This window comes from Williamsia phyllosphaerae, from assembly GCF_014635305.1.
GTDB classification, from domain to species: domain Bacteria; phylum Actinomycetota; class Actinomycetes; order Mycobacteriales; family Mycobacteriaceae; genus Williamsia_A; species Williamsia_A phyllosphaerae.
In genome coordinates, this window is record NZ_BMCS01000003.1 from 255,012 (window position 1) to 277,593 (window position 22,582).

At 68.0% G+C, this 22,582-nt stretch carries 15 protein-coding genes; 11 read left to right on the forward strand and 4 right to left on the reverse strand.

All coding sequences use genetic code 11. The annotated features are described in order from the left end of the window. Positions 1 to 79 precede the first annotated feature (79 nt). The 3 genes from IEV93_RS19760 to IEV93_RS19770 all read left to right on the forward strand — a co-directional run bounded on the left by IEV93_RS19760 (position 80) and on the right by IEV93_RS19770 (position 6,391). The gene (locus IEV93_RS19760) at positions 80 to 2,350 is read left to right on the forward strand and encodes a polyribonucleotide nucleotidyltransferase (RefSeq protein WP_188492219.1); all 2,271 of its coding nucleotides are present in this window, start codon (positions 80 to 82) and stop codon (positions 2,348 to 2,350) included. Between the two features lie 20 nt (positions 2,351 to 2,370). Further along, on the forward strand, positions 2,371 to 3,696 hold the full coding sequence (locus IEV93_RS19765) for a M16 family metallopeptidase (RefSeq protein ID WP_188493233.1): 1,326 nt from the start codon (positions 2,371 to 2,373) through the stop codon (positions 3,694 to 3,696). Positions 3,697 to 3,802: 106 nt separating this feature from the next. Then, positions 3,803 to 6,391 carry an AMP-binding protein gene (locus IEV93_RS19770; RefSeq protein ID WP_188492220.1) on the forward strand — a complete coding sequence of 863 codons (2,589 nt, stop codon included), beginning with the start codon at positions 3,803 to 3,805 and terminating at the stop codon, positions 6,389 to 6,391. 58 nt (positions 6,392 to 6,449) lie between these two features. On the opposite strand, the gene IEV93_RS19775 is transcribed toward IEV93_RS19770, so the two are convergent. Beyond that, the gene (locus tag IEV93_RS19775; RefSeq protein WP_188492222.1) at positions 6,450 to 7,946 is read right to left on the reverse strand and encodes an amino acid permease; all 1,497 of its coding nucleotides are present in this window, start codon (positions 7,944 to 7,946) and stop codon (positions 6,450 to 6,452) included. Between the two features lie 224 nt (positions 7,947 to 8,170). Here IEV93_RS19775 and IEV93_RS19780 point away from each other — a divergent pair, with 224 nt between their 5' ends. After that, positions 8,171 to 10,003: a DUF294 nucleotidyltransferase-like domain-containing protein gene (locus IEV93_RS19780; RefSeq protein WP_188492224.1), complete on the forward strand. Its 1,833-nt coding sequence runs from the start codon at positions 8,171 to 8,173 to the stop codon at positions 10,001 to 10,003. Positions 10,004 to 10,087: 84 nt separating this feature from the next. Here the strand turns inward: IEV93_RS19780 and ald are convergent, their stop codons facing one another. Beyond that, on the reverse strand, positions 10,088 to 11,197 hold the full coding sequence (gene ald / locus IEV93_RS19785) for an alanine dehydrogenase (protein WP_188492226.1): 1,110 nt from the start codon (positions 11,195 to 11,197) through the stop codon (positions 10,088 to 10,090). 137 nt (positions 11,198 to 11,334) lie between these two features. Between ald and IEV93_RS19790 the strand changes: the two genes are divergently transcribed. Then, entirely contained in the window at positions 11,335 to 11,829 is a 495-nt protein-coding gene (locus IEV93_RS19790) for an Lrp/AsnC family transcriptional regulator (protein WP_188492228.1), read from the forward strand. Between the two features lie 25 nt (positions 11,830 to 11,854). Here the strand turns inward: IEV93_RS19790 and IEV93_RS19795 are convergent, their stop codons facing one another. Together IEV93_RS19795 and IEV93_RS19800 are read right to left on the reverse strand one after the other, a co-directional pair. Beyond that, positions 11,855 to 13,057, reverse strand: a complete 1,203-nt coding sequence (locus IEV93_RS19795) for an NAD(P)/FAD-dependent oxidoreductase (protein WP_188492230.1) — start codon at positions 13,055 to 13,057, stop codon at positions 11,855 to 11,857. Further along, a complete protein-coding gene (locus tag IEV93_RS19800; RefSeq protein WP_371873872.1) occupies positions 13,054 to 13,434 on the reverse strand; it encodes a bifunctional 3-phenylpropionate/cinnamic acid dioxygenase ferredoxin subunit in 381 nt (126 codons plus the stop codon). The genes IEV93_RS19795 and IEV93_RS19800 overlap by 4 nt, the downstream gene beginning before the upstream one ends. A gap of 165 nt (positions 13,435 to 13,599) precedes the next feature. Between IEV93_RS19800 and IEV93_RS19805 the strand changes: the two genes are divergently transcribed. The 6 genes from IEV93_RS19805 (at position 13,600) to IEV93_RS19830 (ending at position 22,578) form a co-directional block, all read left to right on the forward strand. Next, positions 13,600 to 14,406 (forward strand): IclR family transcriptional regulator, encoded by an 807-nt coding sequence (locus IEV93_RS19805; RefSeq protein WP_188492232.1) that lies wholly within the window; start codon positions 13,600 to 13,602, stop codon positions 14,404 to 14,406. A gap of 145 nt (positions 14,407 to 14,551) precedes the next feature. Next, complete coding sequence (locus IEV93_RS19810; RefSeq protein WP_188492234.1) at positions 14,552 to 17,017, forward strand: GcvT family protein; 2,466 nt, start codon at positions 14,552 to 14,554, stop codon at positions 17,015 to 17,017. Next, positions 17,014 to 18,186 (forward strand): N-methyl-L-tryptophan oxidase, encoded by a 1,173-nt coding sequence (solA, locus tag IEV93_RS19815; protein ID WP_188492236.1) that lies wholly within the window; start codon positions 17,014 to 17,016, stop codon positions 18,184 to 18,186. Before IEV93_RS19810 ends, solA begins: the two co-directional genes overlap by 4 nt. Beyond that, positions 18,183 to 19,352 (forward strand): aromatic ring-hydroxylating oxygenase subunit alpha, encoded by a 1,170-nt coding sequence (locus tag IEV93_RS19820; protein WP_188492238.1) that lies wholly within the window; start codon positions 18,183 to 18,185, stop codon positions 19,350 to 19,352. The genes solA and IEV93_RS19820 overlap by 4 nt, the downstream gene beginning before the upstream one ends. A gap of 71 nt (positions 19,353 to 19,423) precedes the next feature. Next, entirely contained in the window at positions 19,424 to 20,911 is a 1,488-nt protein-coding gene (locus IEV93_RS19825; RefSeq protein WP_229705349.1) for an aldehyde dehydrogenase family protein, read from the forward strand. Between the two features lie 98 nt (positions 20,912 to 21,009). Then, positions 21,010 to 22,578, forward strand: coding sequence for an APC family permease (locus IEV93_RS19830; protein ID WP_188492240.1), 1,569 nt, complete (start codon positions 21,010 to 21,012; stop codon positions 22,576 to 22,578). The last annotated feature ends 4 nt before the right edge of the window (positions 22,579 to 22,582 follow it).

Sequence of the window (22,582 nt, forward strand, 5' to 3'; positions counted from 1 at the left end):
CCCGTCCACCTGGACAGGCGCTGATACACCGATGCGCAGCGATCACTCGCGCGCATCGAACGAGAGGAATCATCCACACATGACCGATGTGACAAACGCGCCCGCAGAAGCGGACTTCGACGACGACGTCACCGAAGCCACCGCCGTCATCGACAACGGCAGTTTCGGCACGCGCACCATCCGCTTCGAGACCGGACGTCTCGCGCAGCAGGCCGCCGGCGCCGTCGTCGCCTACCTCGACGACGAGAACATGCTGCTCTCGGCGACCAGCGCCGGGAAGCACCCCAAGGACAACTTCGACTTCTTCCCCCTCACGATCGACGTCGAGGAGCGGATGTACGCCGCCGGCCGCATCCCCGGATCGTTCTTCCGTCGCGAGGGCCGCCCCTCGACCGACGCGATCCTGACCTGCCGCCTGATCGACCGGCCGCTGCGCCCGTCCTTCGTCGACGGACTCCGCAACGAGATCCAGGTCGTCATCACCGTCCTGTCGCTCGACCCCAACGACCTCTACGACGTCGTCGCCATCAACGCCGCCTCGGCGTCCACCCAGCTCGCCGGCCTGCCGTTCTCCGGCCCGGTCGGTGGCGTGCGCGTCGCACTCATCCCGACCGAGTCCAACCGCGCGGGCCAGTGGGTCGCGTTCCCGACCGTCGAGCAGCTCGAGGGTGCGGTGTTCGACATGGTCGTCGCCGGTCGCATCGTCGGCGAGGGTGACACCGCCGACGTCGCGATCATGATGGTCGAGGCCGAGGCCACCGACAACGTCATCGAGCTCATCGACGGCGGTGCGCAGGCCCCCACCGAGGCGATCGTCGCCGAGGGCCTCGAGGCCGCCAAGCCGTTCATCGCCGCGCTGTGTGAGGCGCAGAAGAGCCTCGCCGCCCAGGCTGCCAAGGCCACCGGCGAGTTCCCCCTGTTCCCGGCCTACCAGGACGACGTCTACTCCGCCGTCGAGTCGTCGGGCAAGGATCGTCTCTCGGAGATCCTGACCATCGCAGGCAAGACCGAGCGCGATGACAAGACCGACGAGCTCAAGGCCGACATCCTCGCCTCGCTCGGCGAGCAGTTCGCCGGACGTGAGAAGGAGATCGGCGCGGCGTACCGCTCGCTGACCAAGAAGCTCGTGCGTCAGCGCATCCTGACCGACCACTTCCGCATCGACGGTCGCGGCATCACCGACATCCGGTCGCTCTCGGCCGAGGTCGCGCTGATCCCGCGTGCCCACGGCAGCGCGTTGTTCGAGCGTGGCGAGACCCAGATCATGGGCGTCACCACCCTGGACATGGTCAAGATGGCCCAGCAGATCGACTCGCTGGGACCCGAGACGTCCAAGCGCTACATGCATCACTACAACTTCCCGCCGTACTCGACCGGTGAGACCGGTCGCGTCGGTTCGCCCAAGCGCCGCGAGATCGGCCACGGAGCGCTCGCCGAGCGCGCGCTCATGCCGGTCCTGCCCAGCGTCGAGGAGTTCCCGTACGCGATCCGCCAGGTCTCCGAGGCGTTGAGCTCCAACGGCTCGACCTCGATGGGTTCGGTTTGTGCCTCGACGATGTCGCTGCTCAACGCCGGTGTGCCGCTGAAGGCCCCGGTCGCCGGTATCGCCATGGGTCTGGTCTCCGACCAGGTCGACGGTGAGACCCGCTATGTCGCGCTGACCGACATCCTCGGCGCCGAGGACGCGTTCGGCGACATGGACTTCAAGGTCGCGGGCACCAAGGACTTCGTGACCGCCCTGCAGCTCGACACCAAGCTCGACGGCATCCCGTCGGCCGTGTTGGCCGGTGCGCTCGCGCAGGCCAAGGACGCCCGGACCACCATCCTCGAGGTGATGGCCGAGGCGATCGACGAGCCCGACGAGATGAGCCCCTTCGCTCCTCGCGTCACCACCGTCAAGGTGCCGATCGACAAGATCGGTGAGCTGATCGGGCCCAAGGGCAAGAACATCAACGCCATCACCGAGGAGACCGGCGCCAACATCTCCATCGAGGACGACGGCACCGTGTTCGTCGGTGCCACCGATGGCGTCAAGGCGCAGGCCGCGATCGATCGCATCAACGCGATCGCGAACCCGCAGCTGCCCAAGGTCGGCGAGCGTTTCCTCGGAACCGTCGTCAAGACAACGGCATTCGGCGCGTTCGTCTCGCTGCTGCCGGGCCGTGACGGTCTGGTCCACATCTCCAAGCTGGGCCAGGGCAAGCGCGTCAACAAGGTCGAGGACGTGGTCAACGTCGGCAGCAAGCTCCGTGTGGAGATCGCCGACATCGACGATCGCGGCAAGATCAGCCTCGTGCCGGTCGCCGACACCGAGTCCGACGACGCGGCCCCGGCCACGGTCGACGCGTAACCACGCAGGTAACGAACACACTGAGTAAGAACTCCGTACGCACGCAGCCCACCGGGACCACGGACGCCGTCAGGCGATCGGTCCTCCCCGGTGGGCTGCGTGTCGTCACCGAGCAGGTTCCCGGTGTCCGGTCGGTGTCGGTCGGTCTGTGGGTCGGCGTCGGCTCCCGTGACGAGAAGCCGTCGGTCGCCGGTGCCGCGCACTTCCTCGAACACCTGCTGTTCAAGGCGACACCGACCCGCACCGCCGCGTCGATCGCGCAGGACATGGACGCCGTCGGCGGCGAACTCAACGCCTTCACCTCGAAGGAACACACCTGCTTCTACGCGCATGTGCTCGACGAGCATGCCGACATGGCGATCGACATGCTCGCCGACGTCGTGTTGCGCGGTCGTTGCGCGACCTCCGACGTCGACACCGAGCGCGATGTCGTGCTCGAGGAGATCGCGATGCGCGACGACGACCACGAGGACCTGCTGGCCGACGCGTTCATGACCGCCATGTTCGGCGATCATCCCATCGGCCGACCGGTCATCGGTTCGGCCGAGTCGATCACGGCCATGTCACGCAGGCAGATCCACTCGTTCCACACGCGTCGGTACACCCCGGACACGATGGTGCTCGCGGTGGCGGGCAACATCACCCACGCGGCGGTGCTGGCGCAGGTGCGCACCTCGTTCGGCGCCCATCTACAGCAGGGCATCCCGGCCGCCGGCGTCCGTTCCTCGGGCACCGCACCCCGTGCGGGAGCCGGGCTCGAGTTCATCCATCGCGACACCGAGCAGACCCATCTGTTGTTCGGCATGCCCAGCCCGGGCGTCGGCCACCCCGACCGCTTCGCGCTGTCGGTGCTCAACGCCGCCATCGGTGGCGGTCTGAGTTCCCGCCTGTTCCAACAGATCCGAGAGGAACGTGGATTGGCCTACTCGGTCTACTCGTCGGTCGACAGCTTCAGTGACGTGGGTACGTTCTCCGTCTACGCGGGCTGTTCACCCGATCGCGTGGCCGACGTCGCCGAGGTCGCGATGAGCGTCCTGCGCGACGTCGCCGAGAACGGGATCACCGACGCCGAGTGCACCCGCGCCCAGGGGGCATTGCGCGGTTCGCTGCTCCTGGGCCTCGAGGACACCCAGTCCCGGATGCACCGACTCGGCAGCGCCGAACTCGATTTCGGTCGGCGCCGTCCGGTGAGCCGGTCGCTGACCCAGATCGAGGCGGTCCGTCCCTCGCAGGTGCGTGCCGTCGCCCGCCGGGTCCTCGGGCAGCGACCCGCGGTGGCGGTGGTGGGCCCGTACCGACGTGCTCGCGACCTTCCGAGATCGGTACGGGCCCTGACCGACGGGTGATCGACCCGCGCCCACGTGGGTGCTTGCTAGTGTCGAAGAGAGGCCGGGGGGCCTCATGTCATGCTCAGTTCTTCCGGGGGGTCCGGTGTCCGATTCAGTTTCTGCCGTGTCAGTGTCACGCTCGTTCCATGAACGGCGGTCGCCCGATCGTCTCGACGCCTGGAGATTCGAGTCCCTGGCCCAGGCGATCGCGATGCATGCGTTCGTCCGTCCACACGATGTCGCGGTGGCGACGGAGTCGTCCTCGATCACTTCCGAGGAACTGTATGCGCAGGTCGTACGGCTGCTGCCGGCGATCGGTGACCTGGGTGGACCGGACCGACGGCCTCTCGCGGTCGAGATGGACGGCTCTGTCGAGTCGGTGATCATGGCGATCGCGGTCCTGGCGTCCTCGGTGCCACTCGTCCCGGTGGACCGGCACCAACCGGATGCGCGTCGGACCCTGATCTCGGAACTGACGGGTGCGACGGTCGTCGACCACCACTCATTGCTCGCGGCGTCCGCACCGACCACGACGCTCCGGACGCCTCCCGGTCCGAGCCCCATTGCCGATCCGGACCCCGACGACGTGGCGATGATCCTCATGACATCCGGGTCGACGGGGACGCCGAAGGGTGTGCTGCTCAGCCATCGGATGTGTCTCGGCAAGGCCTACGACGTGATCGGTCCGCTGGTCCTGACACCGGCCGACCGGCTGGGCAACGTCCTGCCATTGGGATTCGGGGCCGGGATGAACACACTGATCGCCGGACTGCTGGCGGGCGTGCCGGTGCTGAATCGGGACCCGCGCTCGACAGACCCGGCGGCATTGCGACACTGGCTGCGCGACAACGGTGCCACGACTTTGCACTGTTCGGCGGCACTGGGGCGCGCGTTGACCACCACCGGAGTCGTCGCGACCGATTCGATCGAACTCCCGGGTCTGCGAGTGGTGGTCTACTACGGGGAGGCGCTGCAGGGTTCGGACCTGCGGACGATGCGGGCCGGGCTGGCACCGCGCGCGACCGTCGTGAACTGGTACGCGTGCACCGAATGCGGGGTGGTCGCGTTCCGCTCCTTCGCGCCTGATGAGGCGGTGCCCGACGGCCGTCTGGCGGCCGGACGGGCCGTGCGGGGACGCCGGATCATGATCGTCGACGATCGGCGTCGTCCGGTGGAGGCCGGGGAAGTCGGTGAGATCTGGATCCGCGGTGGCGATTTCGCGGCGGGGTATCTCGGGGGAGCGACCCTGCCGACCACGCGGACCGCCGACGGCGAGCAGTGGTACCAGACCGGAGACCGTGGACGTGTCGACGACGATCGCGTCGTACACGTCGTCGGTCGGGTCGGCTCGTCGGTCAAGATCCGCGGATATTTCGTGGAACCTGCGGAGGTGGAGTCGGCGCTGCGACGGGTGTCCGGTGTGGTCGACGCCCACGTCGCGGGAGTCGAGGTCGAGGGACAGACCGAACTGCTGGCGCACGTCGAGACCGACGACTCCGAGAACGCACCGGCCGCCGATGCGCGCTCGGTGCGCGCACTCGTTCGGCGCGACCTACCGGATTGGATGGTCCCGCGATTCATCGAGATCTATGACCGGATCCCGCGCACCGATCGGGGCAAGATCGATCGAGAGCGACTCCGCGCGCCCGGCGACCTCGTCGCCGGATCCGCAGCGGCGCTGCGTACCTCCGACCTCACGGTGCTGGGAGTGGCCGAGATGGTTCGAACGGTCATGGGGCGTGATGACATCGGTGTCGATGACGACCTGATCGAACTGGGGGCCGACTCCCTCGCGCTCACCACCATCCTGGCCCGTGTCACCGCAAATTTTCACGTGCGCGTCGAGGTCGCGCGAGTCGCGGCCGACCCGACCATCGCGACCATCGCCGCGCTCGCACGCGTCGAGGTCGCGGCCGACGCGCGTACGCGAGAGGGGCTGTCGGTGCTGGTGCCCCTGCGCGACGGCGGCGACCGGACCCCACTGTTCGTCGTCGCGGGTGCAGGCGCCCCGGCGGTGTCGCTGATCCCCACGTCCCGGCACCTCGCCCCCGACCGCCCGGTCTTCGGACTCCAGGCGTGGGGTCTGGAGAACCGTGGACGGCCGGATCGGTCGGTGGCGGCCGCGGCACGGCGGAACATCGCCGCCGTCGTCGGCGTCGCGCCGCGTGGACCCCTTCTGCTCGCGGGTCACTCCATGGGCGCACACGTCGCCTGGGAGATGGCGGCCCAGTTGAGAGAATCCGGACGCGAGGTGGCGGCGGTCATCCTGATCGACCCCCATCTGACCGAGGACATGCTGACCGATCTGCGCGGCGGCACCGCGATCGTGGGGGCGGAGGTGGAGGAGGCAACCCGGTCGGAACTGCACACCGGTGCGGCGTTGGACATCGGGTTACGCCGCCTGATCGCGGTGCGATTGAAGATGGCGGTTGCCGGTCTGATCCAGTTCGATCCGCTCACGCAGTGGCTGCTGTTCTACAACCTGGGGATGGCGACCCTGCGCAAGCATCGTCCCCGCCCGCTCGACGTCCCGGCCGCGGTCCTGCGCACGGCGGACAACCTGCACGGACAGGTGCACTGGTCTCTGATGGCGCGTGGACCCCTCCACATCGAGGACGTCCCCGGTGGCCACACCGATCTGCTCCGCGAGCCCAACGTGTCCTCGGTCGCCGCGGCGATCGACACCTCGATCAGGATGCTCGACGCGGAATGACGAGCGCGGCGCCGCGCACACGGAGGTGTGCTCGGCGCCGCGAGTCGTGCGTGTCCGCCTAGTCGGTCGTGGCGGTGTGCTCGCGTTCCTTGGCCGCCCACGCCGATTCGATCTTGCCGTTGGTGTTGGTCTTCACGTCGTCGCGGATGAGGAACCATCCGCCGACGAGTAGCGCGGCGATGAACGGTATCCCGATGACGACGACGTAGAAGTCGACGCGGCCGCCCTCCTTGTCCAGCCACCCCGACACCCCGAGACCGACGATGACCGCGACGAGGAACACCAGTCCGAATATCGACGTGTAGGGATGCCCCGGCGCCTGGAACTTGCTCTTCGGGATGATGCCCTTGTTCACCAGGGATCTCAGTTTGAGCTGACACGCGAAGATCGTGCCCCAGGTGAACACGATGCCCAGCGACGCGGCCTCCAGGGCGATGTCGAACGCGCGCCCGGGCACCAGGACGTTGAGGATCACGCCCATCACGTAGACGACGGTGGTCATGGCGATACCGGCCCAGGGCACACCTCCGTTGCTCATCCTGGTCGTGAAACCCGGTGCCTGCTTGCTCATCCCGAGACTGCGCAGCACGCGACCGGTGGAGTAGAGCCCGGAGTTCAGACTCGACATGGCGGCGACGATGAGGACCACCTGGATGACGTCACCCATCCATCCGAATCCGAGCTTGTTGAACACCGTGACGAACGGGGAGGTCCCGGAGGTGTACGACGTGGTCGGCAGCATCGCGCACAGCAGCAGGATCGAACCGATGTAGAACACGGCGATGCGGAAGATGACCGCGTTCACCGCGCGGGGGACCTCCTTGTCGGAGTCCTCCATCTCGCCGGCGGCGACACCGACCATCTCGATGGCGGCGTAGGCGAAGACGACGCCCGACATCACCAGGATGGGGCCGTACCAGTTGTAGGCACCGCTGGTGGGCCAGAAACCGCCCGGGTTGTCCCAGAGGTTGGAGAACCCGGCCTGGTGGTCGCCGACGTGGACAGCGCCGACGACGACCACGAGCCCGACGATGAGGAACAGCACGATCGCGCCGACCTTGAGGATCGAGGCCCAGAACTCGAACTCGCCGAAAGCCTTGGCGCTGAGCAGGTTCACGGCGAGGACCACGACGAGCGCGATCAGTGCCGACGCCCAGTTGGGCATGGACGGGAAGTTGTTGTTGACGTACACGCCGACCGCCGACAGCTCGGCGATGCCGGTCAGGGCCCAGTTCAGCCAGTACATCCAGCCGGTCACGTAGGCGGCCTTCTCGCCGAAGAACTCGCGCATGTAGGAGACGAACGCACCGCTGGTGGACCGGTGCAGGACGAGTTCGCCGAGAGCGCGCATCAGGAAGTAGGCGACCAGACCGGCGATGGCGTAACTGATCAGGAGGGCGGGACCGTTGGCGTTGAGTCGCGAGGCCGACCCGAGGAACAATCCGGTACCGATGGCGCCGCCGATGGCGATCATCTGCACCTGACGACGACCGAGTGACTGCTTGTAGCCGACCTGCTCGGCGTCGAGGTGTGAGGTGTCCGGTGGTGCTGTCATGTCTGCTCCAAAGTGCCGAAGGTGCCGCGGTGATCGTTTGGTTTCCGGATCCCACAGTCGCCGCAATGTCTTTGGGGCCTGCCCGGAATTGGCCAGTATCTCGGCGATTCGTTGCGCTCGTATTACGTTTGGCCATACCAATATTTCGCAAAGCCGTAAAGCGGACAAAGGCCCCCACCGATGGCGACGTGGCGCATACGGAGCCGACTTGCGAAGATGATCCGATGACCGCGGTCGCGCAGTTCCTGGGGCTCCATCCGCCGTTCGATGCCCTCGATCCCGCGGCGCTCGAGCGATTGGCCGCCCGGGCCACGGTCGGTGAGTTCGCCGCGGGAGCCGAGATCTTCGACGGCTTCCGCGACACCGTCGAGGAGTTGGCCGTGGTGATCACCGGTGAGGTGGGTCTGTGGAGTCTCCCCGACCATCTCGACGGTGAACCCGACGAGATCCTCGGCCCGGGCGGCGTGTTCGGCTATTTCTCGTTGTTGACCAATGCCGCTCGTGGCCCACGCGCGGTCGCCATGGCGGTGAGCACGATCTGCCGAATCCCCAGTGACTCGGTCCACGCGGTCTTCTCCAGCATGGCCGGTGCGCGCTTTCTCGCGGGGCAGTTGCGGCTGCCTCGACGGACGGAGTCCGTGCGACCGCGCGGGGGCATCGTCGACGAGCTGATCCGGACCGCGCCGGTCACGGGTACACCGTCGATGTCGGTGAGCGAGGCGGCGCGATTGATGACGGCACGATCGCGTGACTACGTGGTGATCCCGGCGGGCGACGGAACCGTCGGGGTCCTGACCGATTCCGACATCCGGTCGCGTGTGGTCGCGGCGGGCGAGTCCGGTGACATCCCGGTGAGCCGCGTGGTCACTCCGCGTGCGCGCACCGTGGTCACCGGTACCCCCGCAGCCGACGCTCTCCTGCAGATCCTCGAGCACGGATTGGGTTGTCTCCCCGTCGTCGACCCCGGGGGACGTGTGATCGGTGTCGTCGGTCCCGGCGACTTCGTCTCCGCCCCAGGCGGTGCGAGCGTGTCCCTTCGACACCAGATCGGCCGCGCCCGGTCGGTGGAGACCCTCTCCGAACAAGCGCAACGGATGCCCTACGTGGTCGCCGACCTCGTCCGACAGGGGCAGCCCTCACACGAGGTGACCGCGATGTTGTCGCTGGTCCACGACGCCGTCGTCCGGCGGGCCCTGGAACTGGTTCTCGAGCGTCACGACGAGGTGGATCCCGACAAGCTGACCTGGCTCTCCCTGGGCAGCAACGCTCGTCGTGAGGCCGTGTTGAGTTCCGATGTCGACAGCGCGGTGGCGCTGGACGAATCGGTGTCGACGCCCGAACAGATCGCTGTCTACCGGGTTGCGTTCGCGGAGGTGGACGAGATCCTGCGCCGATGCGGACTGGCCATCGACACCAACGGCGCGGTCGCCTCCTCGACGTTGTTCACCCGGACCCATACGCAGTGGCGGACCGCTGCGGATCAGTGGTTGGCGGCACCGTTGGAGAACAAGGGCATGATCATGACGTCGCTGATGCTCGACGGGCGACCGATCTGGGGCGACCGTGGGCTGTCCGGTGTCGCCGAGGTGTTCGGCGACCTGCGGTCCCATCCGGGGACCCTGCGCCTGCTGTTGGCGGAATCGCTGTCGACCAAGGCGCGTATCCGTTCGATGCGCGACGTGCTCGCCCGTCGGGGTGGGACGTTCGACATCAAGGCGCATGCGCTCACCCCGCTCGTCAACATCGCACGATGGGCGTCGCTGAGCGTCGAGTCCCTCGAACTCGACACCCGGTCGCGTCTGCGGGTGGCGGCGGGCAGTCCGATGCTGACCGAGGACAACGCCCGGGTGCTCATCGAGGTGTTCGACGTGTTGCAGAAGATCCGGATCGACCATCAGGTGGCGCAACTCGATCAGCGCGAGGCGGCGAGCGACGTCCTCACGATGCGCCGACTCTCGCCGCTCGATCGCAGCCTGGTCGCCCAGGGAGTGCGCGAGGTGTCGGCCATCCAGCGGCGCATGGCCAACCTCTCGCACTACACACCGGTCGGGGAGTGAACCGCTGCGCGGACATGACGCGAGCCCTCACCGACGTGGGGGCGGTGAGGGCTCGTGTCGTCTCGGGGAGGACCGGATCGGGCCTCAGTGCAGCGGTGAGCGACCCAGCGGGAGGTCGAGAGCGGTCGCGACGGTGGGGCAGAGCAGCTCGCCCGCATGGGTGCTGAGACCGGCCGCGAGGCTGGGGTCGGCCTGGCAGGCGGCCTGGAAGCCCTTGTCGGCCAACGCGACGACGTAGGGCAGCGTCGCACCGGTGAGTGCGGAGGTGGAGGTCCGGGCCACCGATCCGGGCATGTTCGCGACGCAGTAGAAGACCGAGTCGTGGACGGTGAAGATCGGGTCGTCGTGCGTGGTGGGACGTGAGTCCTCGAAGCAGCCGCCCTGGTCGATCGCGATGTCGACGAGCACCGAGCCCGGCTTCATCTGTGCGACGAGGTTGTTGGAGACGACGATCGGGGCCTTGGCACCCGGTACGAGCACCGCACCGATGACGAGGTCGGCTCGTTTGACGGCCTCCTCGAGCGCGAGGGCGGTGCTGTAGCGGGTGTGCACTCGGCCGCCGAAACGGGCGTCGATGGCCCTGAGCTTGGTGATGTCGAGGTCGAAGACGGTGACCTGCGCGCCCATGCCCATCGCGATGGTCGCGGCGTTGACACCGCTGACGCCACCGCCGATGACCACGACGTCGGCCGGTTCGGTCCCGGGGACGCCGCCCATCAGGACACCGCGCCCGCCGGCCGACCGCATGAGGTGGTAGGCGCCGACCTGAGGTGCGAGACGCCCGGCGACCTCGCTCATCGGTGCCAGCAGCGGCAGCGAGCGATCCGGCGCCTGGACGGTCTCGTACGCGATGGAGGTGATCCCGGACGCGAGGAGGGCGTCGGTGCACGCGCGGCTGGCGGCGAGGTGCAGGTAGGTGAACAGCGTCTGCCCGTCGCGCATCCGGTGGTACTCGTCGGCGATGGGCTCCTTCACCTTGAGAACGAGGTCGGCCTGCTGCCACACCTGGTCGGCGGTGGAGAGGATCTGCGCGCCTGCGGCCTTGAAGTCGTTGTCCTCGATCGACGAACCGAGGCCGGCACCGGCCTCGATGACGACCTCGTGGCCGCGTCGGCTCAGTTCGGAGACACCGGCGGGGGTGATCGCGACCCGGAACTCGTTGTTCTTGATCTCGCGGGGGATTCCGATGCGCATGAGATGTCCAATCGTGGTCGTCGGGTGGGCTCGGCGTTGGTCCAAGCGTGAACACCATTCGGTCGGTCCGCAAGATCGATGAAGATAATTCTCTCAGCTGCACAATTTGTGATGTTCATACGAGATACGGTGTCGGGATGACCACTGAGTCGAAGATCGTTCGGACGCCGCCGGCGTCATCGGGGCTCGACGACATCGATGCCGCGCTGTTGCGTCTTCTGCAGACCGATGCGCGCATGCCCAACCGTGAGCTCGCCGATCGTGTGGGCATCGCGGCCTCGACCTGTCACGGACGGGTCCGACGCCTCATCGATCTCGGTGTCATCCGGGGCTTCTTCGCCGACATCGACCCGGCCACGGTCGGTCGGACGCTACGCGCCATGGTCGCGGTCAGTCTGCAATCGGACGCACGGGGACAGATCCGGCACTTCGTCGGTCAGATCGGAGTCCGCGACGAGATCATCGACGTGTTCTTCCTCGCCGGTACCGACGACTACCTCCTGCACGTGGCGGTGGCCGACACCGAGGAACTCCGGGGGTTCGTCGAGATGCTCAACGCGCGTCCCGAGGTGGCGGGGACCACGACGTCGCTGGTGTTCGAGCACGTCCGTGGGTCGGCCCCGATCTACTGAGACCGGTTCACGCCGACGGTGTCGATCAGGAGTCGGCGAACGCGGCACGCTCGCGGGAGAACGCGGCGTCCATCGCCTTGCGTGCGCGCATGAACGTGCGGGGACTGTCCACCGCGGCGACGGCCACCGGGTCGGCCGGATCGCCGAAGACGGCCACGAAACGATCCTGTGCGACATCGCCGTCGACCACGGTGGGGGACAGGCCGACCGGGATCTCGCCGCAGACCTGGATCCGGTGCCCGTACTGGTCGCTCCAGAAGTAGCGTGCCCGCAGCGCGGGCGCGGGTACGCCCATGATGCGGTGGGCCGCGCGCCGCCCCTGATCGACCGCTGCGCTCCAGTGTTGATGTCGCACATGCAGTCCGGTGCGCACGTCGAGCGGTCGGGCGCAGTCCCCGATGGCGTAGACGTCGGGCATCGAGGTGGCGCCGTCGGCGTCGGCGACGAACCCGTCGTCGATGGCGATTCCGGAATCCGCGGCCCACTCGGTGTTCGGGACCGAGCCGATGCCGATGATCACGAGGTCGGCGGGCAGCACCGTGCCGTCGCCGAGGGTTACCGACGCGACGTGGTCGTCGCCGTCGATGGTGTCGACCGCGGCACCGGTGATCAGGTCCACCCCGGCGCGGCTGTGCAGCGTGGCCGCCCACCGCGCGATGTCGGGGCCGAGGGTGTTCGCGGCCGGGACCGCGGCCGCCTCGACGATGGTGACGTGCTTACCCAGAGCGATTGCGGTCGAGGCGATCTCGGCCCCGATGAACCCCGCGCCGATGATCACGACGGTGCGCGCGGTGGTGAGGGTGGAACGTACTGCCCTGGTGTGGTCGACGGTGCGCAGCACGTGGACACCGTCGAGGTGGTCACCGATCAACGATCGTGGTCGGGCGCCGGTGGCGACGATCAGCTGATCGGCTGCGGGGAGATCGATCCCGGGGCTGGTGTGCACGCGATACCCGTCCGCGGCCGATTGCAGGCCATGGGCCCGGACCCCGAGGTGCCAGGAGAAGTTCTGGTCCTCGCCCTCGGTCAGCAGCCCCGTCGTGCCCGCGTGCGGAGCGATCGCCGACCCGACGGTCTCGTCGGTCAGCGCGTCCTTCGACAGCGGCGGGCGGTCATACGGAAACCACGGTTCCTCACCGATCAGCGTGATCTCGACGTCCGACCCCAGCGACCTCAGCTCACGGGCTGCGGTCAGACCCGCGAGCGAGGCGCCGACGATGGTGATCACGCGGCATCGGTGGCGTCCTGCGCAGAGGGATTCGACACCGACGCACCACGGGCGAGCAGCACGTAGACGAGACCGTCGACCACCGACACCGGGTGGGTGGCGACCGCACGGGTCGCGGGCGGCCCCTGGGGGATCCCGGTACGCAGGTCGAAGCAGGTCTCGTGCAGTGGGCACTCGATGGCGCAGTTCTCCACCCATCCGTCGGACAGCGACGTGTCCTGGTGGGTGCAGGTGTCGTCGATGGCGAACACGCCGTCGTCGGTACGCACCACGGTGATGGCGGGGTGGTGCTCGGGTGCGCAGCGCACCGGGGTGTCGAGTTCCATCTCGGACAGGACGGAGACGAAGTAGGACGTCGTGTCGGACAGCGTGGTCATGGGTCACCTCGGGAGAGAACGGGCGTCGTCGAGTCACATCGCTTCGTTGCGTTCAGTGCAACACTGTGCGACTTGCGCAACAGAGTGACATCCGTGGCGGGTCACGTCAAGCGTGCGCGTCGGTGCGCCGACGACACGGTTGTGGACAACTAAGCTGAACGGGATATGGACATCAACGACAACGTGGCCGATGACCGACCCGACGGCGGTCGAGCGCGGACCGCGTCCATCCAGTCCGTCGACCGCGCACTCGAGGTCCTCGAGATCCTGGCCCGTCACGGTGAGGGCGGAGTCTCCGACATCGCCGACACCCTCGGGGTCCACAAATCGACGATCTCGCGGCTGGTCTCGGTCCTGGAGCGTCGTGGGTTCGTCGAACAGGTCGCCGATCGCGGCAAGTACCGACTCGGTTTCACCATCGTGCGTCTGGCCGGCGCGACCATGGCGACCCGCGATCTGGCGCGGGAGAGCCGTGACATCTGTCAGCCGCTGGCCGACGAGGTCGGCGAGACGGTCAACCTCGCCGTTCTCGACAACGGCCGGGCCGTGAACGTGACCGAGGCCAGCGGGTCGGCCGGTATCGGTTTGCGGACGTGGGTCGGGCAGAGCTGTCCGGCGCACGCCACCTCCAGTGGCAAGGTGTTGCTCGCCGGTCTGCCCAAGGACGACCTCGAGCCCTACGTCGCCACGCCGCTCGACCGCTTCACCGACGACACGATCACCGAACCGGATCTCGTCCGCGCCGAACTCGACGACATCCGAGGCCGCGGATGGGCGCTGGCCCGACAGGAACTCGAAGAGGGGCTCAACGCCGTCGCGGCGCCGGTGCGCGACCAGACCGGTGAGGTCGTCGCCGCGCTCAGTGTGTCCGGCCCGACCTTCCGTCTCGACGACGACCGCATGCGTGAACTCGTCGGCCGCGTCACCGATGCCGCCGACCGCATCAGCATGCGACTGGGCCACTCCGGCTGACCCGCCCCGGGGCAGCCGCTCTCCGTACATCCCTCCCTGCCGCGCCGCTGCGCGCGCCGAGTTGACTCTGCGCGCCCAACGTCCCACGATGTGTTGCACATGCGACATCACGTTGCATAAAGCGCAACAAAGTCAGGAGCGGCGGATGACCAACCCGCGCGTCGTGATCATCGGTGCCGGCATCGTCGGCACCTCCCTCGCGGACGAACTCGCACTGCGCGGTTGGACCGACGTCACCGTCGTCGATCGCGGACCGTTGCCCGCCACCGGCGGATCGAGCTCGCACGCCCCCGGCCTCGTCTTCGCGACCAACGCCTGCGAGACCCTGTCGGGATTCGCGCAGTACACCATCGACAAGCTGGTCTCGCTGTCGACGCCGGATCGGTTGTGCTTCAACCAGGTCGGTGGTCTCGAGGTCGCCGTGACGCAGGCCCGGATGGACGATCTGCACCGGAAGGCGGGGTGGGCCCGCGCCTGGGGAGTCGCCGCGGAGGTCGTCGACGCCAAGCGGTGCGCGCAGCTGCATCCACTGATCGACGCGTCGCGGATCCTCGGCGGACTGCACACCCCGGACGACGGTCTCGCCGACGCCCAGGCCACCTGCGACAGCCAGCGCGAGCGGGCGGCGGCGGCGGGGGTGGTGTTCCGGGGGAACGAACAGGTCCTGGGCATCGAGACACTCGGCGACCGGGTGACCGGGGTCCGCACCGCGACCGGGACGCTACCCGCCGAGATCGTCGTGTCCTGCGCCGGGTTCTGGGGTGTCGAGGTGGGGGCCATGGTCGGGCTGGCCGTACCGCTAGTGGCGATGGGCCACCAGTACGTCACGACCGGCGCCGTCGACGACATGGGCGGTTTCGTCGACGAGCGGCCGGGCAAGGCCGCGGCGGCGCTGCCGATCCTGCGTCATCAGGACGCGGATCTGTACTACCGCCAACACGGGGAGCGGATCGGCATCGGCTACTACGGTCACCGCGCCATGCCCGTCGCGATGGACGACCTCTACCGCGACACCGCCGGACAGCCGATGCCCTCGATGCTCCCGTTCACGCCCGACGATTTCGATCCTGCGTGGACCGAGTCCACGCGACTGTTGCCCGCGCTCAACCGAACCCACGTCACCGAGGGCTTCAACGGGATCTTCTCGTTCACCCCGGACGGCAGTCCGCTGCTCGGCGCGCACCCGGGACTCGACGGGTTCTGGATCGCCGAGGCGGTGTGGGTGACACAGTCCGCGGGCGTCGGTCGGACGATGGCGCAGTGGATCACCACCGGTACGCCCGACGTCGACGTGTCCGGGTGCGACATCACCCGGTTCTCCGTCCACGAGGTCGAGCGCGACCACGTCGACGTGCTCAGCGCGCGCGCCTTCGACGAGGTGTACGACATCTCCCACCCCCGGGAGCAGCACACCGTCGCGCGCGACCGACTGATCAGCCCGATGCACGCCGGTCACCTCGCCCGAGGAGCGCACTTCGTCACCTCGCACGGGTGGGAACGCCCCGCGTGGTTCGACGCGAACGACGTTGTCCCGACCGGGGATCGAGATGATGGCCCGGGCGACGACTGGTTCCGCCGACACTGGTCTCCGACCGTCCTCGACGAGGCGACCGCGACCCGTTCGGCGGTGGGTCTCTACGACATGACCTCGCTGATGCGTGTCGAGGTCACCGGGGCCGACGCCGCGGCGTTCCTCGCCCCGATGCTGACCCGTAACCCCGACCGGCCCGTCGGCACGGTGCTCTACGCGTTGATCCTCGATGACACCGGTGGGATCCGCAGCGACGTGACCGTCGCTCGTACCGCCACCGACCGCTTCCAGATCGGCGTGAACGGTCCGATCGACATCGCGTGGTTGACCGCGCACGCGCGCCGTGCGCGGGCCGACGGCATGTCGGTGTCGGTACACGAGACCACCACCGAGACGAGTTGTCTGGGCGTGTGGGGTCCGTGTGCCGAGTCCGTCGTCGCGCCGCTGACGTCGACGGCCGTCGACGCGGCGTCCCTGCCCTTCTATCGGTGCGCGCCGGCGACGGTGGCCGGGGTCGAGGTGTTGCTGATGCGGGTGTCCTACGTCGGCGAGTTCGGGTGGGAGATCTACGCCGACGGCGCCGACGGCGCGGAACTCGCCGACCGGATCACCGAGGCCGCGCAACCCCTCGGGGGAGTGTGGGCCGGCCGAGGTGCTCTGGACTGTCTGCGGATCGAGAAGGGCTTCCGGTCGTGGGGGACCGACATGAGCGCCGTCGACTCGCCCGACGAGGCCGGACTGGCGTTCGCGGTGGCCAAGAACCACGAGTTCACCGGCCGCACAGCGATGCTCGAGCGACCGGTGCGGCGTCGACTGCACACCGTGATCGCCGATGACCCCGCCACCGTGCTGATGGGATCGGAACCGGTGTCCACCGCGGACGGCCCCGTCGGACACATCACGTCGGCGGCGTTCTCCCCGACGATCGGACGGACGATCGCCTACGCCTGGGGACCCGCGGACCTGCGTACCGGTGACCGGGTCGACGTCGACTGGTTCGACACGACGGCGTCGTTCACCGTCTCGCCGACCACCACCGTGGACCCGGAGAACGCTCGGATCAAGGGAAGGTACCGATGAGCTCATCGCAGCGATACGACGTCATCGTCGTCGGACTCGGGGGCATGGGTTCGGCCGCGGCCTACCACCTCGCGACGCGCGGACAGCGCGTCCTGGGTCTCGAGCGGTTCACACCGGCGCACGACCGGGGGTCCTCGCACGGGGGGTCGCGGATCATCCGCCAGTCGTACTTCGAGGACCCGGCCTATGTGCCCCTCCTGCTGCGCGCCTACGAGCTGTGGGAGCAACTCGCCCGCGACTCGGGTCGCGACGTCTACCGCATCACCGGCGGCCTGTTCGTGGGTCCACCGACCTGCGCGACGGTGTCGGGGTCGCGCCACGCGGCGCAACTGTGGGGGCTGCCGCACGAGGTGCTCACCGCCGAGGAGGTCCGCGAGCGGTTCCCTGCGTTCGCGCCCGCGCCGGGGCAGGTGGCGGTCTACGAGCCGATGGCCGGGTTCGCCCGGCCCGAGGAGACGGTCTCCGCGCACATCGAGCTCGCCGACCGTGCCGGCGCCGACCTGCGTTTCGGCGAGACCGTCACGGGGTGGACGGATTCCGACGACGGCGTCGAGGTGACCACCACCTCGGGGGTCTTCGCCGCCGACCGTCTCGTGGTCTGTCCCGGGGCGTGGGCCCCGGAGATGCTCGCCGACCTCGGTGTGCCCATCGAGATCGAACGACAGGTCATGTACTGGTTCGAGACCGAACCGGCCCCCGACGTCGGCGGTGTCCCGATGGACGACATCCCGATCTACATCCACGAGACCGACGCGGTCGAACAGATCTACGGGTTCCCGGCCATCGACGGGCCCGGCGGTGGCGTCAAGGTGGCCTTCTTCCGTAAGGGTCAGACGTGTTCGCCCGACACCATCGACCGCGTGGTGGGACAGGACGAGACCGCGCAGATGCTCGATCGCGTCCGACAGCTGCTCCCCGGTGTGCGCGGACCGGCACTGGACGCGGCGACCTGCATGTACTCGACCACGCGCGACCACAACTTCGTCATCGCCGAACACCCCGCCCAGCGCAATGTGGTGGTGGCGTGCGGCTTCTCCGGCCACGGGTTCAAGTTCGTGCCGGTGGTCGGGGAGATCCTCGCCGATCTCGTGATCGACGGCTCGACCCGGCACCCGATCGACATCTTCGATCCACGCCGGGCCTCGGTGACCACGGTCGACGCACGATGACGGCCATCGATCCGGACACCCGGCCGTCGAACACCGAGACGGTGGTCGCGGGCGACCTGCCGCCGACCCTGCTGCGCACCCTGCCCGGCAGCAGCTACACCGATCCCGGGTTCTTCGCGACCGAACAGGCGCGGATCCTGGAGCGGCGCTGGATGTGTGCCGTGCGCGTCGCCGACCACCCGAACGCCGGACAGTTCGCCACCGTGCACGTCGGTCGGGAGAGCGTGCTGGTGGTGCGCGGTCGCGACGGGGGACTGCGGGCGTTCCTCAACAGCTGCCGCCATCGCGGCGCACTGATCTGCACCGAGGACACCGGCGCGGTCCGGCGGAACCTGCAGTGCCCCTACCACGCCTGGACCTACGGCCTCGACGGGAAGCTGGTGGCCGCGCCCAATCTGAGCAGCCTCGGCGACATCGACCGCAGCGCCTACGGGCTCATCCCGGTGGCCTCCCGGGAGTGGCTCGGATACCTCTGGGTCTGCCTCGACGACGACCCGCCGTCGTTCGACGACACCGTGATCGGCGCGGTCGTCGAGCGCCTGGGCGACGCCGCGATGATCGACAACTACCGGGTCGGTGACCTCGCGCTGGCGCACCGGGAGACCTATCGGGTCGCGGCGAACTGGAAGCTCATCGTGGAGAACTTCATGGAGTGCTACCACTGCGCCACCATCCACCCCGAGCTCACCGAGGTGCTGCCGGAATTCGCCGACGGCCTCGCCGCGCAGTACTACGTCGGCCACGGTGCCGAATTCGCGACGGAGGCGAGCGGATTCACCGTCGACGGGTCGGCGGGTTTCGACCGGCTGCCCGAGCTCGCCCCCGAGCAGGACCGCCGGTACTACGCCATCACGGTCAACCCGACCGTGTTCATCAACCTGGTGCCCGACCACGTCATCGTCCACCGGATGTTCCCGGTGTCGGTCGACGAGACCCTCGTGGTCTGCGACTGGTTGTTCCATCCCGACGTCGTCGCGGCCGGCGCCGACGTCGGGGCCGGGGTCGAGCTGTTCCACCGCGTGAACCAGCAGGACTTCGAGGCGTGCGAACGCACCCAGCCGGCGATGGGTTCGCGGGCCTATCGCCGGGGTGGGGTCCTCGTCCCGGCCGAGCACCACATCACCACGTTCCACGATTGGATCACCGAAATGTGCTCCGAGGGGTAAGGATGGGACCGTGCAGAGCGACGCCGTGAGGTCGTCGTCCGTGTTCGACGATCCGTGAGACGAGGGTGCCGGTGACCGCTGACCTGTTCATCGACGGCAGCTGGACCGATTCGTCCACCGGCGCACGACGCGACTGCATCGACCCGGCCGACGGCACCGTGATCCGCTCGGTGTCCGAGGCGTCACCCGACGATGCGCTCGCCGCGGTGGCCGCGGCCCGTGCGGCGTTCGACCGCGCGGAATGGCGGGAGACCACCATCGCCGACCGCTCCGATCTCCTGCGCCGCGTCGCCGACCTGCTGATGCGCGATCGCGAGGAGATCGCACTCATCGAGACCCGGGACACCGGGAAGACCCTGGTGGAGAGCCGGATCGACATCGACGACGTGGTGTCGGTGTTCCGGTACTACGCCGACCTCGCGACCACCACCGCCGATCGTCTCGTCGATGTCGGCAACCCGGCGGTCATCAGCCGCGTCGTCGCCGAACCCATCGGGGTCTGCGTGATGATCGCCCCGTGGAACTACCCGCTGCTGCAGATCTCGTGGAAGATCGCCCCCGCCCTGGCCGCGGGCGCCACGATGGTGCTCAAACCCAGTGAGGTGACGCCGCTCTCGACGATCGCGTTGACCGAGCTCCTGATCGAGGCAGGGGTGCCGCGCGGCGTGGTCAACCTGCTGCTGGGCAGCGGGGCCGATCTCGGCCCGGCGCTCACCGACAATCCCGACGTCGACCTGATCTCGTTCACCGGCGGCCTCGCCACCGGCAGGATCATCGCCGAGACCGCGGCCAAGCACGTCACCCGCGTCCTCGTCGAACTCGGCGGCAAGAACCCGCATGTCGTGTTCGCCGATGCCTGCAGCACGACCGAGTCGTTCGACGCCACTGTCGACCAGGTCCTCACCGGCGTGTTCCTGCACTCGGGTCAGGTCTGTTCGGCGGGTACGCGTCTGATCGTCGAGGAATCGGTCGCCGATGACGTCGTCGCCGCCCTGGCCGACCGGGCCGGTCGCATCGTGATGGGGCCCGGCACCGACCCGGCCAGCCTGACCGGTCCACTCGTGTCGGCGGCGCAGCTGTCCAAGATCACCGACTACGTCGCACTGGGCGTCGACGAGGGCGCCGAACTGGTGGTCGGCGGGGAGCAGCCGTCCGATCCCGATCTCGCCGACGGCTACTTCTTCCTACCCACGATCTTCGATCGGTGCGACCGCTCGATGCGGATCGTCATCGACGAGACCTTCGGACCGATCCTTACCGTCGAACGTTTCGACACCGAGGCGCTGGCGCTGGAGTTGGCCAACGACACCGACTACGGGCTCGCCGCCGGCGTCCGTACCTCCGACGCGGCGGTCGCCGAACGGATGGCGCGGGGACTGCGACACGGCACCGTCTGGATCAACGACTTCGGGTACTACACACCGGCGGCCGAGTGGGGTGGTTTCGGCCGGTCCGGCAACGGCCGAGAGCTCGGACCCTCGGGACTCGCCGAATACCAGGAGCAGAAGCACATCTGGAACAACACCGCCGCACCACCGGCGGGGTGGTTCCCGCCCTGAGCGGAGCGCGGGACCGTTCCACCGCGTCACGAGTTCGTCGAATCTCACCGTAGAGAGCAGTCGTCGCCACATCTGTCACACCATTGCCAGGAGCCCACATGACCATCGAGAAGAGCGCCGATCCCGACAACGGGATGGAACACTTCGGCTACAAGGAGAGTCTCGATCGCAGCATCGGGAAATTCGCCAGCTTCGCCGCGGGCGTCAGCTACATATCCATCCTGACCGGCACGTTCCAGCTGTTCTACTTCGGCTTCGGCACCGCGGGTGCGGCTTATCTGTGGTCGTGGCCGATCGTGTTCATCGGACAGTTCGCGGTGGCACTGTGCTTCATGGAACTCGCCGCGAAATACCCGATCGCCGGGTCGGTCTACAACTGGGCGAAGATCCTGGGCAACAAGGTCGTCGGCTGGTTCTCCGGCTGGATGATGCTCACCGCATCGATCGTCACGATGTCGGCGGTGGTGCTCGCCATCGACTCGACGCTGCCCAAGATATGGGGTGGCTTCCGCCTCATCGGGTCCGAGGATCTGGCCGTGGTCTCACCGTCGAACGCCGTTCTGCTGGGGTCGATCCTGGTGGTGGTCACCACGGCGATCAATGCCTTCGGCGTCCGCCTGATGTCCATCATCAACAGCACCGGGGTGTTCATCGAACTCATCGCCGCGGTCCTCATCGCGGTGATCCTCGCCTTCAACATCGAGCGCACGCCCGCGGTGTTCTTCTCGACCAACGGATACGGGGCGGGCGAGAGCGGCGGGTACCTCAGTGCCTTCCTGATCGCATCTCTCGCATCGGGTTACGTCATGTACGGCTTCGACACCGCCTCGTCGCTCGGTGAGGAGACGGTCAACCCGCGCAAGACCGCGCCGACGGCGATCCTGCGCGCCATCCTGGCGTCGTTCGTCATCGGCGGCGCCATCCTCGTCTTCGCCATCCTGGCCGCACCCAACCTGTCCGATCCGGCTCTGGGCGTGCAGGGTGGGTTGCAGCAGATCGTCCTCGACGTGATGTACGGCCCGGTCGGCAAGATCTTCCTGATGTGCATCGTCGTCGCGGTGTTCGTGTGCACGCTCGCCGTGCACACCGCGGCCATCCGCCTGACGTTCGCGATGGCGCGTGACAACGCACTGCCGTTCGGCGAGTCACTCGCCAAGGTGCACCCGAAGACCCAGGCACCGGTCATCCCGGCCGTCCTGATCGGTGTGCTGTCGATCCTCATCCTGGTCATCAACATCAACCAGCCGACGATCTTCCTGCTGCTGACCTCGGTGGCGATCATCATGATCTACATCGCCTACCTGATGATCACCGGACCGCTGCTCCTCAAGCGACTCAAGGGCGAGTGGCCGCCCAAGGACCTGAAGGAGGGCGGCTACTTCACGATGGGTCGGTGGGGCCTGCCGGTGAACATCGTCGCCGTGGTGTGGGGCATCGGGATGGCGCTGAACCTCGCCTGGCCGCGCACCGAGGTCTACGGATTCGGTTGGTACAACACCTGGGCGGCGTTCCTCTACATCGGCGTCATCGGAGGCGTCGGGTTGCTCTGGTACCTCGTCAAGGGCAGCCGCGGCATGGGTACGCTGAAATCCCATGCGTCGGAATCGAAAGCAGACGCAGCCGCGGCCGACGCGGCGCGACCGTCCCCGGGACCCGAAGGAGTCTGAAGAG